13 protein-coding genes are annotated in these 13,607 nt (G+C 50.2%); 1 reads left to right on the top strand and 12 read right to left on the bottom strand.

The window, feature by feature from the left end:
* Positions 1–61: 61 nt before the first annotated feature.
* The 6 genes from AC52PS_RS09040 to AC52PS_RS09015 all read right to left on the bottom strand — a co-directional run bounded on the left by AC52PS_RS09040 (position 62) and on the right by AC52PS_RS09015 (position 4,568).
* A complete protein-coding gene (locus AC52PS_RS09040; protein WP_495562734.1) occupies positions 62–388 on the bottom strand; it encodes a SpoIIAA family protein in 327 nt (108 codons plus the stop codon).
* A 58-nt stretch (positions 389–446) separates the two neighbouring features.
* Complete coding sequence (locus tag AC52PS_RS09035) at positions 447–1,097, bottom strand: hypothetical protein (protein ID WP_495562733.1); 651 nt, start codon at positions 1,095–1,097, stop codon at positions 447–449.
* A gap of 28 nt (positions 1,098–1,125) precedes the next feature.
* Positions 1,126–2,448, bottom strand: coding sequence for a BaiN/RdsA family NAD(P)/FAD-dependent oxidoreductase (locus AC52PS_RS09030; RefSeq protein WP_495562732.1), 1,323 nt, complete (start codon positions 2,446–2,448; stop codon positions 1,126–1,128).
* A gap of 5 nt (positions 2,449–2,453) precedes the next feature.
* Positions 2,454–2,912 (bottom strand): sterol desaturase family protein, encoded by a 459-nt coding sequence (locus tag AC52PS_RS09025; protein ID WP_495562731.1) that lies wholly within the window; start codon positions 2,910–2,912, stop codon positions 2,454–2,456.
* A gap of 81 nt (positions 2,913–2,993) precedes the next feature.
* On the bottom strand, positions 2,994–4,151 hold the full coding sequence (locus tag AC52PS_RS09020) for a sulfotransferase family protein (protein WP_495562730.1): 1,158 nt from the start codon (positions 4,149–4,151) through the stop codon (positions 2,994–2,996).
* A gap of 57 nt (positions 4,152–4,208) precedes the next feature.
* Positions 4,209–4,568, bottom strand: coding sequence for a response regulator (locus tag AC52PS_RS09015; RefSeq protein ID WP_495562729.1), 360 nt, complete (start codon positions 4,566–4,568; stop codon positions 4,209–4,211).
* A 220-nt stretch (positions 4,569–4,788) separates the two neighbouring features.
* Here AC52PS_RS09015 and AC52PS_RS09010 point away from each other — a divergent pair, with 220 nt between their 5' ends.
* Complete coding sequence (locus AC52PS_RS09010; protein WP_495562728.1) at positions 4,789–5,880, top strand: hybrid sensor histidine kinase/response regulator; 1,092 nt, start codon at positions 4,789–4,791, stop codon at positions 5,878–5,880.
* Here AC52PS_RS09010 and AC52PS_RS09005 read toward each other — a convergent pair.
* The 6 genes from AC52PS_RS09005 to AC52PS_RS08980 form a co-directional block, all read right to left on the bottom strand.
* Positions 5,855–6,412 (bottom strand): hypothetical protein, encoded by a 558-nt coding sequence (locus tag AC52PS_RS09005; protein ID WP_495562727.1) that lies wholly within the window; start codon positions 6,410–6,412, stop codon positions 5,855–5,857. The two genes, AC52PS_RS09010 and AC52PS_RS09005, sit on opposite strands and share 26 nt — an antisense overlap.
* A gap of 99 nt (positions 6,413–6,511) precedes the next feature.
* Complete coding sequence (locus AC52PS_RS09000; RefSeq protein ID WP_495562726.1) at positions 6,512–7,669, bottom strand: ABC transporter ATP-binding protein; 1,158 nt, start codon at positions 7,667–7,669, stop codon at positions 6,512–6,514.
* Positions 7,666–8,778, bottom strand: a complete 1,113-nt coding sequence (locus tag AC52PS_RS08995) for an ABC transporter ATP-binding protein (RefSeq protein WP_495562725.1) — start codon at positions 8,776–8,778, stop codon at positions 7,666–7,668. The genes AC52PS_RS09000 and AC52PS_RS08995 overlap by 4 nt, the downstream gene beginning before the upstream one ends.
* Before the next feature lie 12 nt (positions 8,779–8,790).
* On the bottom strand, positions 8,791–10,299 hold the full coding sequence (locus tag AC52PS_RS08990) for an ABC transporter permease (protein WP_495562724.1): 1,509 nt from the start codon (positions 10,297–10,299) through the stop codon (positions 8,791–8,793).
* A complete protein-coding gene (locus AC52PS_RS08985; RefSeq protein WP_495562723.1) occupies positions 10,299–11,438 on the bottom strand; it encodes an ABC transporter permease in 1,140 nt (379 codons plus the stop codon). The genes AC52PS_RS08990 and AC52PS_RS08985 overlap by 1 nt, the downstream gene beginning before the upstream one ends.
* Before the next feature lie 107 nt (positions 11,439–11,545).
* The gene (locus tag AC52PS_RS08980) at positions 11,546–13,360 is read right to left on the bottom strand and encodes an ABC transporter substrate-binding protein (RefSeq protein ID WP_495562722.1); all 1,815 of its coding nucleotides are present in this window, start codon (positions 13,358–13,360) and stop codon (positions 11,546–11,548) included.
* Positions 13,361–13,607: the final 247 nt, after the last annotated feature.

Genomic DNA, 13,607 nt, shown 5'->3' with positions numbered 1-13,607 from the left:
CCCTGAAGTGCCTTCCCCGGTAATTGCCGCTTTACCTATCTCGGTTCGCTGATGAAAACCCTTAGTCCTGAGAAAGCCATTTCATTGCGTCTTCTTCACTTTCAAAGGCCTGAATTTTCCGGCCTGTAACCATCTTAACTCCTGCAAGGGCAACCTTAATCATCCCGCTGGCCCCCACCACTGCGGACTTGTGCACAAACGGTCCCGCATGTTTCGAGAACTGGCGTTGAATACTGTTCTTTACATGATTGGTTTTGCCGCCATTCTCGATCACGGTAAGCATGTTCACCTCACCCTCATTCTTGATTTCCTCAAGCCGGGAATCAAGCAGGGTCTGCATTTCATTGTCGCCGATTTCAGCCGGATAGAATATTCTGATAATTTTCATAAACATTATTGTAGCCGAAAATTCCCATATTGTAGAGGAATTTTTCCAGGATACGGACTTAGCGGAAGCGGATCTCAACCGGGAGCATTTCCGTACTTGTCATCCACAGCATCAGCGGCATTTCCACAATCAGGACATCCTCCATAGGAATGATGTTTGCCACACCGGCCTCTCCTCCCACGAGCACCTCTTCCACGTTTTCCCTGCCCGCTTCCCGGGAAATCAAAAGCTGATATTTGGCACTTCCGAAAAACATCATGGTCATCTCATCCATTTCCTGACTGTCCTCGTTGGGAGGAAGAAGAATCGTCAACGTCTTGCCCTGAATACGGGGAAAGAATACTCTGTCCATGGGATCAGCCTGGGCCAGGTCCCGGGAATCGTATTCAGCGGAAATCTCCACTCCGTAGTCATATTCGCTGTCAATCCCGGCAGTCTCAACCGTTACACCTTGAATATTGATGTTTACCAGGCCTTCATCCCCGGTAAAATCCGGAAGATCCTCGTAATCCGCTTGCTCCCCCGACATGGATGCAGCCCCCTCGATAAGGGCTTTGCTGAATGTCATGCGAATACGGGTTCTGGTTGCCGCTTCATCTCCCTCAACTGTCTGTACAACATTCAGACAGGAAGATACAAGAACTACCACTATCAGAATTGCCGACATCATTCCTATTCTCCGGCGCCGGGACGGATATGTATGTTCCATATTGATGCCTCCTGAAAATAAGTATGATTCAGCCGGGATTTTTCTGCCACCGAAGGGCGTCCACCACAGCCTCACCAGCCGTCCAGCCTGTGGCCCAGCAGAGCTGTAAGGAATAGCCTCCGCTGGGACGGTTGATATCGAGCATATCACCAATAATATACACTCCCGGCGTCTTCTTGCTCTCCATCCGGCGGAAATCAACTTCATTCACCGGTATGCCGCCTCTGGCAACCACCGCCTGGTCGGGGGAAAGCCTCCTGAAATAGTGAAAACTCAGCCGTTTCATGTGATGCACCAACTGCCGGCGCTTTTGGCGGGAGATTTCAGCGCTTCTTGACTGGAGGGCCGTCTGCAGAGGTGAGGGGAGAAAATCCTGGTAGCGTTTGGAATAGAGGGGATCCAGACTGTTGGATGCACGTTTCTTCGCTGCGTCGTTAAACAGCTGAACCACAGCGCTGTCCAGGTCTTTTTCATCCCTTCCGGTAAACATATCCAGCTCCAGCCGGATTGAATAGCCGCTTGTCAGCAAGTGCCGATGTTCCTTTTCCAGTTCGCCCAGACGGGCACTGAGGTTCAAAATTCCCGGCCCTGAGAGACCGAAATGGGTGAACAACAGCTTTCCCCGCCGTTTCTCCATGAGCTTCCCCGAATCCCCGGAAGGCGGTTCCAGAAACAGACTGATCCCGCAGTCCTGGATACTCACCCCCATCAGCCTCTGAACAGAACGCTCCTTCACCTCAATGGGCACAAGGATCGGGTCAGGGGAACGGACACTGTGCCCCAGGGCTTGAAGCATGGGGAAAACCGAACCGTCTGAGCCGGTATCCTGACGGGCGAACCCGCCAGATGCGGCAACAATCCGGGAACAAGACAATGTTTCCCCATCGGTTTTAACCCTGAACTCCCCTCGATCCCGAAAAATCTCCTTCACCCTGCTCTCCAGCTTCAGCTCAACTCTGCCCTGCTGGATGTAGCTGACCAAGGCCTGAAGAATGCTTCGTGAATCGTCGCTTCGAGGAAACGCCCGGTTCTCGGCTTCAACCTTCACCGGGACATGATGCTCTTCGAAGAAGTTGATACAGTCATGGGGAGAAAAACGGCGGAACGGAGAAATGAGTGCTTTGCCTTCACGGCCGTAACAATTGGCAAGTCCGATTATATCGCTCTGTACATTGGTAAAATTGCAGCGCCCGCCCCCGGAAATAACCAGCTTTCTTCCCGGTTCGCAGTTGGATTCAAGAATACAGATCTTTACAGGAGGCAGATGACTGCTTTCGGCATATTCAGCTGCTCTTCCCGCAGCCATCAATCCTGACGGGCCACCTCCGATTACAACAATATCATAGTGCAAAGGGACTACTTCTTCACTTCATACTTCTTTGGAGCCCATAGAAATCCGAATGCCTCGGTGGGATTCTTCTTGGTTGTTTTATGATGGGATCTATGGGCATTAATAATCCTCTGAAAGTAGGGTGTCTTGTGAGGTATTTTCAGCCATTTAATCCGTTTATGAAACATAACGTCGTGAAATAACGTGTAGCCAATACCGTAAAGCGTAATACCGACACCCGCAGAAATCAGCGGCCAGATCATATAACGAATTCCGAAAACCAGTGCCAGAACCGCAGGTGCGGCAAACCAGACAACAAAGAGATCATTCAATTCAAACTTGCCCTTGTGGGGAATATGGTGGTCCTTGTGGAGGACCCACAGGAACCCGTGCATAATATACTTGTGGGTAAACCATGCAACAAACTCCATAAAGGCAAAAGCGGCAATTACAATGCCGATATTCAGGAAAATTTCTAAAACCATAATGCTCCTCCATCAAACATTTAGCTCAAAATATACTCATCAATCGAGAGATTGAAAAACGGTATTTTCCTGGTAAGTACATTAATCCAGGGAGAATGAAAACCTGTCAAACACCGGTTTGAACCTCTCGTAGATCTCCGAGGTACTGAATCCGTCCACCTCAAGGCTGTGATTCTTGGGGCGCCAATGTTTTTTCGCCCGTGCTTTCTCATGGGACAAAACCTCACGGTATTCAGCGGGCATCTCAATATCCAGCCAGGCGTAGATAGATTCAACCGTATGAAAGGGATCCGCTACCAGATCATCATAGCGGACGATCTTTACCTGCTCAGATGGAAATTTTTCCAACTCTTTCAACGTATCCACATACCAGTGATGGACAAAGTCCACCACAAAATCTCTGTAAGGAAATCGAATCCCCGGCTTCTCAATTGAATTCCACACCTCAGTAAACCAGCGCATCAGGGATGGCAAAACGTCCAGGGGATTCCGCGCCAGATACACAAAACGGGCATCGGGGTATTCACTCAGCAGGCTGGACGCCCGTGAGCTGAACGTGGGACTCTTGGACAGATAGTAGCGGGATTCGGGGTGGGCAAACATGTGGCGCTGGATGACTGCCCGGTAATATCTCATGGAACGACGTTTTTGCCGGGTATTTTCCCGTCTGTCATACTCGTAAAATTTTATCGACTCATCGAGAAAAGGATTCACAAAGAAGATAAACGGACTTGCATACGTGTGAATAAAGAATGCCTCATCTTCCTCATGATGTTTCAGTCCCATGGCATGTGATGTTTCAGTATGGAACACCTTTTCCTCCGCCCAGGACAATATCCGGCGCAGAGGTTTTCCAAACCATCTATCCACAATGAAAATACCCCGAACCAGCTTCCGACCGCTCACACTGGGGGCAAACATCATCTCCCATGTGGTTCCCGAGGAAAACGTTTCAATATCCTTCCCCATCATCCGCTGGAGAAACGTAGAGCCGCTGCGAAAACTTCCGATAATAAACACCGGTTTTTCCACCGACTTCTTTTTGATGGCAGGACGAGTCAGACGGTCCAGAGCGTACATCATCCAGATTACTAACTGATATGCAGGAAACACAAAAATCATACTCAGGGTCCAGACAGTATGGGCGGTATGAGTCCTGTACCGGGTATCCGGTCCGTAAAAGAGATTCCGCATCAGCTGACGGAAATAGGCGGCAAAATCGAATGCGAGAATATTCATTCTTCTACAATACAGAATCCGGCCGTGAGGAACAAGGAGATTTCGCCGGTCTGACGACTAATCTGAAGGGCAGACCCGTTGAATTTCCTCCAAGAAAAAATGTTCCTGAATCGGCTTGGGGATAAGTCCGTGCATGCCTGCGTCCCGGATTCTTTTCCGGTCTTCGGGATAATCGTAACCGGTCACTGCCAGGATTTTCACATCCATTCCCCGGGAGCGGACAGCCTGGGCAATTTCATATCCGTCCTTTTTGGGCAAGCCCAAATCCAACAGGATCAGATCAAAGTGTTCCCCGTCCAGGTACTCAATAGCCTTCTCTCCGTCCGCCGCTTCGCTCACCGACCACCCTTTTTTCCTAATCAGATTCCGGATATAGAGCCTGTTTATGGCTTCATCCTCAGCGAGCAAAATATGCACATGTACCTCCCATACCGGATTGGTGAAGCGGTCTTGATCTCAATTATACGGATATTCCCGGAAATTTCCATTCAGTTCGCCGAAGCATATAAGAAATCTCACCGGAATGTATGCTCAGCAATTCCGATTTGCATAAGGGAATTGATAATTATATACTGAAAGTACGTGGATTTAGCTTGAGGAAAGCAGGAGGCTCAGAATTTCGAGAAAACAATTCCAGGTGCTGATTATCGATGACGTGCCGGAAATTATTGAGCTGGTTCGCCTCATTTTGGAAGATCAGGGCATAGTATGTATCAGCAGCAATAACTCAAGCGAAGGTATGGATATTGCGAGAAATGGATCGGTTGACCTTATTTTGCTGGATATTCTCATGCCCGGTGAAGACGGTTTTGAGCTGTGTAGAAAGCTAAAGACCGACGAATCTACCAAAGAGATTCCGGTGATCTTCATTACCGGAAAAGGAGATGACGAATCCATTGTTCGGGGTTTTGAACTGGGGGCCGTGGACTATATTCCCAAACCCTTCAACCGCTATGAGCTTCTCAGCAGGGTGCAGACCCATCTTAAACTCATTGCCCGGACCGGAGAACTCAACTCCATAATCAGCGTAAAAGATAGAGTGCTTTCCATTATTGCCCATGAACTTCGGAATCAGTTTGCTTCCCTTATGAATGTTTACGAACTGTTCAGCATGGATCTTCAGGGAATGGATAACCCTCAACTGCAGCGGCATCTCCAGACATTGAGCTACGGCTTATCGGAAACTCACGACCTTTTCGACAATCTTATTACCTGGTCGCGTAACCAGAGGGGAAAATTCCGGATCAGCTATGCTAAATTGCATCTATACAGCATTGTACAGGAAATCGAAAACGGAATTCTCAATGGGCTTGAATACAAAGAGCTGAAATTTGACAATCGGGTCGATCCGTCACACTTTGCATTCAGCGATGAAACTTTGGTCAGGCTGATAATTAGAAACTTTGTGACCAACGCCATTAAGTTCAGCTACCGGGGGGGTACAATAACGGTCAGTTCAATGAAAAAGCACGGTTGCGCGTGCATTTCCGTGTCCGATGAAGGAATGGGAATAGATCCGGATGTAAGAAAGGATCTCTTTCATATTGAGAAAAACCCCACCACCGTCGGAACGGAGAAAGAGAAGGGTACGGGTATTGGCCTGATTATCTGCCGGGATTTTGCGGAAAAAATCGGCGCTTCCATAGAAATCGACTCGGAACCCGGAGAAGGTGCAACCTTTACCCTGCACATCCCGGTGTATCCTAATCCCGGCGAAGATCAGAATTAAAATCCACCCCTAAAAAGCCGGCCAGTGCGCGGCCGCTGGCATCCAGCTCTTCCGCAGCGGTTGAATCTTCTATGGTAATCCGAGCATCCACCTCGTCACGATTCTCCCCCAGTTTTTCCGTATCCATAACCAGCTGGAGTTTATATATCCCAGGATTCTGACGGCGGCTGGATTTAAGATCAAACTCAACTCCGTTCAGGGCAATGGTATGTATTGCTGCGATTGGCAGGGTGATCTTTTTTAAAGGAAGGGCAAGAAAACTGTGAATAAGGGTTAGCGTTCCATTTTGCCGGGAAAAACGGTACAGTTTATTCTCACCGGTGTTGAAGAGGGTGACCCCAAAAACCAGGGTGAAAATGATCACCCCTCCGGTATTAAACACCGTGGATTCACTTACCAGGGCGGTAATGGCCGCACCACCGAGAATCACCAGAAGAACTGCATTAAACATACGGGTAATCCGCCTGCGCTGCACCACGAAATCACCGTTCTTGTCGTATCCTTCCTGGATTCTGCTTCGTATTTTGATCATGGGGTATCTTAGCAAATTGCTGGGAGCTTCACAATCGCCGGGCAGGGCACATAGCCACCGCCCGGCAAGATATTTACACTCCTGAGAATCTCCCTGAAATCAGCCGTTGGGAGGGTTGTGACAGGCGATTTTGTGCCCGTTTTCATCTTTTTCAAGAATCGGGGTCACCTTGGTACAGATATCAGTCTTATATCTGCAGCGGTTGTGAAAGCTGCAGCCTGAAGGGGGATTCACCGGAGATGGAACATCCCCTTCCAGAATAATCTCCTCCTTGTTTACCTTGGGATCCGCCACGGGAACCGCCGAAAGAAGACTCTGGGTGTAGGGATGCCGGGGACGTCCGTACAGCTGCTTGGAATTGGCTGTTTCCACCATCTTGCCGAGGTACATTACCGCGATCCGGTCTGAAATGTACTCAACAACACTCAGGTCATGGGCAATAAAGACATAGGTGAGATCAAAATCCTGCTGGAGACCGATGAGGAGATTTAAAACCTGGGCTTGAATCGACACATCCAGGGCGGAAACAGGTTCATCGCAGACCACCACCGATGGGGTTAACGCAAGGGCCCGGGCAATACAGATACGCTGGCGCTGACCGCCGGAGAACTCATGGGGATACCGGTTGGCCGCTGCATTGGGCAGCCCCACACGGTCAAGAAGCTCCATGACCCAGGCATCCAGGCTGCTTCCCCGGTGAAGGCCGAATTCCTTGGGACCCTCTCCGATCAGATCTTTCACCATCATATGGGGATTGAGGCTGGCCCAGGGATCCTGAAAAATCATTTGAATCTGACGGCGGGCCTGTTTCAGACTTTCGCCGTTCATGCTGAGAATGTCGGTGTCCCGGGCGGTCTCATCTGCTTTTTGCTTAAGCTGGCGCATTTTCGTTTTCAGAGATTTGAGAGCGCCTTCACTCTCACCCTTTAGTTTTCGTTCCTCGTATTCGGTCTGAATGGCAAGCCGCTCCAGGTCCAGCTCATCCACGCTTTCCACCACCGATTGCTGCGGATGTAGGTACACCCGGCCCTCATTGGGTTCATAGAGGCGGAGCACCGAGCGTCCCACGGTGGTTTTTCCACAGCCGGACTCACCCACAAGCCCCATGGTCTCACCCTTTTTTACGTCAAAGTTCACTCCGTCCACGGCCTTCAGATTCAGACTGGTGGACGAGAAGTATGAGGCCTTGACCGGAAAATATTTCTCAAGGCGCTGGACTTTGAGAACGGTATCATCATATGTGTTTTGAGAACTCACTTCCTGGCCTCCGCTTTTTTACTTTTTTTATTGTGATGCCGGTCGTATTCTTTCCGCCAGGCTTTTCCCCCGAGTTCGCTGAGCTTGTCCAGATCTATAATGGACCCCGACTCTCGTACATCATCGTTATAGAGAAAACAGCGCACCTTTCTGCCCTTTTCTGTTTCCACCAACGCAGGCTCCGATTCCCAGCATTTTTTCATTGCCTTGGGGCAACGGGATGCGAACTTACAGCCCCGGGTAACATTTTTCGGGTCGGGCAGACTGCCGGGAATTGCATTCAGCAGTCTACGTTTACCCATGTCATCCCGGGCACCCTGGCCGAGTACGGGAATGGAGCCCAGAAGCCCCTGAGTGTAAGGATGCATGGGTTTTCCGAAGATTTCCATAACCGGAGAGTCTTCCACAATCACCCCTGCGTACATCACAATTACCCGCTTGGTAAAACTTGCAATCACCGCAAGGTCGTGGGTAATAAACATGGTGGCCATGTTCTGCTCTTCGGTAAGGTTCTTCATGAGCCGGAGAATCTGCGCCTGAATGGTAACATCCAGGGCAGTAGTGGGCTCATCGGCGATCATCAGCCTGGGCTGACATGCCATGGCGATGGCAATCATTACCCGCTGCCGGAGACCACCGGAAAGCTGAAACGGATATTCCTTGAGACGCTCCCGGGGGTCGGACATGCCAACCAGTTTGAGCAGCCTCTCTGCTTCTTCCATGGCGGCTTCTTCGCTCATCTGACGGTGCAGCATGAGTGCTTCGGTAATCTGGTATCCCACGGTGAAGACCGGGTTCAAGCTGGTCATGGGTTCCTGGAAAATCATGGAAATATCATTTCCACGGATCTTCCGGTAATCATCCTCAGGGAGTTTGGTAAGGTCTTTCCCCCGGAATTTGATTGATCCGTCAACGATTTTTCCCGGAGGAGAGGGTACCAGACCCATCACAGACATGGAGGTCTGACTCTTTCCGCAGCCTGACTCTCCCACTATTCCCACGGTTTCACCTTCATGAACAGTGAAGGAGATGCCGTCAACAGCCCGGACAACATATCCGGGCATGAAAAAATATGTTCGGAGATTTTCAATCTCTATTAATGGTTTCATACAGTAACCTCTTTAATGCTTACTCTTGGGATCAAGGGCATCCCGTACACCGTCGCCGAAGAAATTCCAGGCAAGAATGGAAAGGAAGATCATAAATCCGGGAATAAGTATCCAGGGGAAATCCCTGACAACCCGGAAGTTCCGTCCTACTGCCAACATGAGCCCCCAACTGGATTGGGGTTCGGTAATTCCCAACCCCAGCAGACTCAAGGCGCTTTCCCCTAAAATATACCCGGGGATGGAAAGTGTCAGCTGAATAATTACATAGCTCATGGTGTTGGGAAGCACATGCCGAAAGAGAATTTTCGGCTTGCTCAATCCCATGGTTCGTGCACTTAAGACAAAGTCCTCGGTTTTAATGGAAAGCACTTGTCCCCGGATAACTCGGGCCACCGTGGCCCAGCCGGTGAGGGAGAGGATTAATACGATAATCAAATACACCTGCGTACTGTTCAAATTCGACGGCAGCGCAGCACGAAGAGCAAAGAGCAGATACAGGCTGGGAATGGAGATAACCACCTCGGAGAGCCGCATAAGAACATTGTCCACCCAGCCGCCGAAATATCCTGCCGTGCCGCCGATTGCCAGTCCAAGAACGAGAGTAATCAGCGAACCTAGAATACCCACCGAAAGAGAAATTCGCGAACCGTGCAGCAGGCGGCTTAACAGATCCCTACCGGTTTTATCGGTTCCGAAGGGGAAGTAGCCCCCGGTACGGGATCCGAAAAGGTGCACGTTGGTTTCGAACATGCCCAAAAATTCATAGGGAACGCCCTGATTAAAGAAACTCAGGAAGTTTTTATTGCCCTTGGCCAGGATAAAATGTACGTCCACCTTCACGTTATTCAACTCAACAGTTCCCAGGTCCACATCGACCCGGGCATTGGGATCAGGATTTCGTTCCGCCGCGGCAATTGCATCCCGTATGTCATCCGCAAGCGGACTGTTGGGCGAAATCCTGTAGTGCCGCAGCACCCCTGCGAGAACTTCATTCTGACGCCTGGAAGCGGATTCAGATAATCCGTACACCCGCATCTCGTTCACCCCGAGTCTGCTTTCTATACCCACCGCTCTGAGACTGTGCTCGGGAATGGGTTCGTATGTCCGTAATGCCTGATTGGTAATTACCTCTTCAAACACATGAGGTTTGAATCGGGTTCCCTCACCATCCACATCTTCCGCCATAAATCTGATACCACTTGGAGCATGGTAGGGCTTGGTTTTATCTACCCAGGTCATGGTGTATGGAGATATCATATCGGCAAAGATGGCAAGGAAATACAGAAAGCCGAGAATTCCAAGACCTACTTTTCCCAGATTATGCTTTCTGAACCGTCTGATATAATTGGCCCACATGGATTCGGGCTTCTCATTCATGCCCTCCCGGGTTGTTTTGCTCGCTTCCGGGTCTGCTGCGGGAACGGGATCGGGATTGGGAGTCTGAGCCAGAGATTCTCCGGCTGAACCGCCCTCCGTATCCGGGGCCAGGCATATATGCATGTAGTTTTCGTATTCTCTCATTATCCTACCCTCACCCGCGGGTCGGTAACCGCCAATAGAATGTCGGCTATCAGGTTACCTATAACCAGCAATATTGAACTGTACAGCAGAATACCGATCACCAGGAACATATCCTGGGAAAGGATGGCCTGGAGTACCAGCTGTCCCAGACCGGGCCAGCTGAGCACCGCCTCCGTAAGGGCCGAACCACTGAGAATATTCGCAATCTGGAACCCCAGAATGGTGATCATGGGATTGATGGCGTTTCTCAGAGCGTGGCGGAACACCACAATCCGTTCCGACTGGCCTTTGGCACGGGCGGTAACAATATACTGCTGATGCAGAATCTCCAGCATGTTTGCCCGCATAATACGGGTGAGTCCCGCCATGGCTGAAGTACCCAGTACAAAGAGGGGGAGGATCAGATGCCAGAGCACATCAAGAACCTGATTCACCGGCCCCATTGAGGTAAAGTTAACCGAGGTCATGCCCCCAATGGGAAGCCAGGTCCCCGGGATGCCCTGGGAAGTTGCGGTTACAAAATACAATAGGAGAAAGGCCAGGAAAAAGTTGGGTATTGCCAGTCCGATGAAGGCAAAGACTGAAATTACCTGGTCGGGCCATTTATACTGTTTGGTGGCGGCGATAATTCCCATGGGAATACTTAATCCCCAGCTGAAAATCAGCGCAGTGCCGCTCAACAGCAGTGTAGGACCCATTCTCTGCTGAACCATTTCAAAAACACCGATTTTATATTCTGCGGAAAAGCCGAAATCACCCTGGAGAACGTTCCAAATATAACGGAAGAACTGGACGGTCCAGTGTTTATCCAGAGCAAATTCTGCCCGAAACCGGTCGATTGTTTCCTGATTAATGTCCTGCTGAAGATACAGTCTGGTAAAACTGTCCCCGGGGGCCAACTGAAGAAGTGCAAAGCCCAGGGCGATAACCATCAGCAGAATGGGTATCATATGAAGAAGCCGGCGTAAAATATAACGGAGCATGGATTGGTTAATCCAATACAGTCTCACCAGCCACATGAATATTTGTGAAATAAAGAGGGCGCCGAAAATTCCCCGTCCGGTCAATACCAGACCAATCACGATGACGATATCCAGAATAAACGTCAGGCGCCAGTCGAATTTTGTTTTAACTTTCATACATGCCTCAAAGGTAAAAAAGCGCGCCGGCATACTTTGCACCTGCGCGTTTTCCTATATTCGGAAAATTGACAGCCGGACACCCTGAGATGCCCGGCAGTCAGCATTTATTTCCGGTACAGGTATTCGGAGATACCAATTGCACCATAGCCGTTGATGGGCTGGGGAAATACGTTACCCAGGTCCGCATCGTAGGCAGACATCAGCAAGGGATTGTAGGTAAATACCCAGGGAAGGTTGTCAAGCCATTCACGCTGGATTTTTTCCCAACCTGATTTCCGCTGTGCTTCATCGGTGGTCTCGTTCGCCTCTTTCCATGCTTCGTCAACTCGGGCCTCCCAGTCACGACGGGGGCTTTCCTGGTTGGGTTCGATCATGTGGAGGTTACCGTATGAGGGATACACGTTCGCGCCGCTGATGGGGTCAACAGAACCGGTAAGACCGATGAGGATCATGTCCCAGTCGTAGGTCGATACCAGCTGGGTAACCAGCTCATTGAAGTCCACGGGACGGGGAGTAATCTGTATACCCACGTTTGCAGCTTCCTGTGCGAAAGCGGTGATGATATCTTCCCGTACGCGGTTACCTGAGTTGGTAGCCAGGTCAAGTGCAATGGGATTACCTTCGGGGTCTTCCCTCACGCCGTCACCGTCACGGTCGATATAATCGATGCTGTCCAGAAGTTCCGCAGCTGCAATGGGATCATACTTCAGTGCAACTTCATCGGATCCTTCCCAGTAATAGGGGCTGAACCGGGGAACAAAGCTGTACTGGGGATAGCCAAAACCGAATGCAATGTTGTTGATGTAGGTCTGGCGGTCAACAAGGTGAGCCATCGCTTCCCGGAAACTCTGATTGCTCAGCCAGGTCAGCTTGGGCTCGGCGAGTCCCGCATCGCCGTCGTTCTCAGGACCGTCTTCATCGGGGTTCTGGTTGAAGGTAATGAAGTTGGTACTGGTTGAAGCACCCACTTCATACATTTCGAAACCGAGATTTTCCTTTTCTTCCACAAGCACGGAGTAGTCTTCACCCCGAACTGCGTATACATCCACGGTGCCCGCAAGGAACTGCTGGAGCATGGTGTCGGTGTCGGGTGTAAACAGGAAGGTAACCTGGTCAAGATAGGGCAGCTGCGTACCTTCGGCATCGGTCTTGTAGTAGTAAGGGTTTGGCTCGAAGGATATCCGCTGGTTGGCGATATACTCGGAGATTACCCAGGGACCGGAAGAGGGAATGGTGGTGGGATCAGTATCAACACCCCAGAGGTTGTTGAATGCTTCAATTCCGTTTTCTTCGATCAGGGGCTCTACAATGTGCTTGGGAACCGCGGAACTGTTTGCGATGTTCAGCAGACCTGCATACACTTCAGCTGCGGAGATCTGCAGGGTCTTTTCGTCCAGGGCCACCCATTCGGTGAGTTCGCCGCCCACGGTATACGAATCCTTTGCAGAAGTCTGTATGCCGTCATCGTAAATGATGTTGTTGATAGTGTACTCGAAGTCCTCTGCAGTAATGGGTTCACCGTCGGACCAGAAAATATCGTCCCGAAGGTACAGGGTCAGAACTTTCTCGTCGTCAGAGATTTCCCAGCTTTCTGCAAGAGCGGGTGCCCAATCCAGAGTATGCTGATCACGCTGCACCAGAGCGTCAGAAATCATATAATCGGTAATATCGGTGGAACTGGTTTCCTCGGCAAGAACGGGGTTGAAGGACTTGGGTCCTGATCCCAGCTGACCGAGTACAAGTTCGCCGCCCTTCTGGCCGACTTCCCAACCGGAATTCCGGTTAATTACGGTAAGACCGGGGGCAACCGCTTCTGCAGTTTCCTCGACCTGTGCTTCTTCCGCTTCTCCGCCGCAGCTAACCAGTACCAGACTGAATGCTGCTGCAAGAATCAGAAGTAAGGCAAGAAGCTTATTCATGAATTTCCTCCTTAGAATAGAAAAGATAGCCTCATAGCTAAATTAGCATAGGTCTTGAAAGTGAGCAATAATTATAGACGAAATAATTTCAAAAATGTTGGAATAACGTTTTGGGGCTACAAATATGTAGGTTCCATACTCACAAATTCCCCCCTGGGAATTCTCCCATGCGCGTTATGAGGGAACAGCTGTAGCACGACCCACACAATGTGGTGTGTGTCCCTTCCCGTGAGGCGGCAGAGAGGAA

The organism is Salinispira sp., assembly GCF_059431795.1.
Note: the sequence above shows the minus strand (reverse complement) of the source record. Positions and strands in the feature narration are given on the sequence as shown.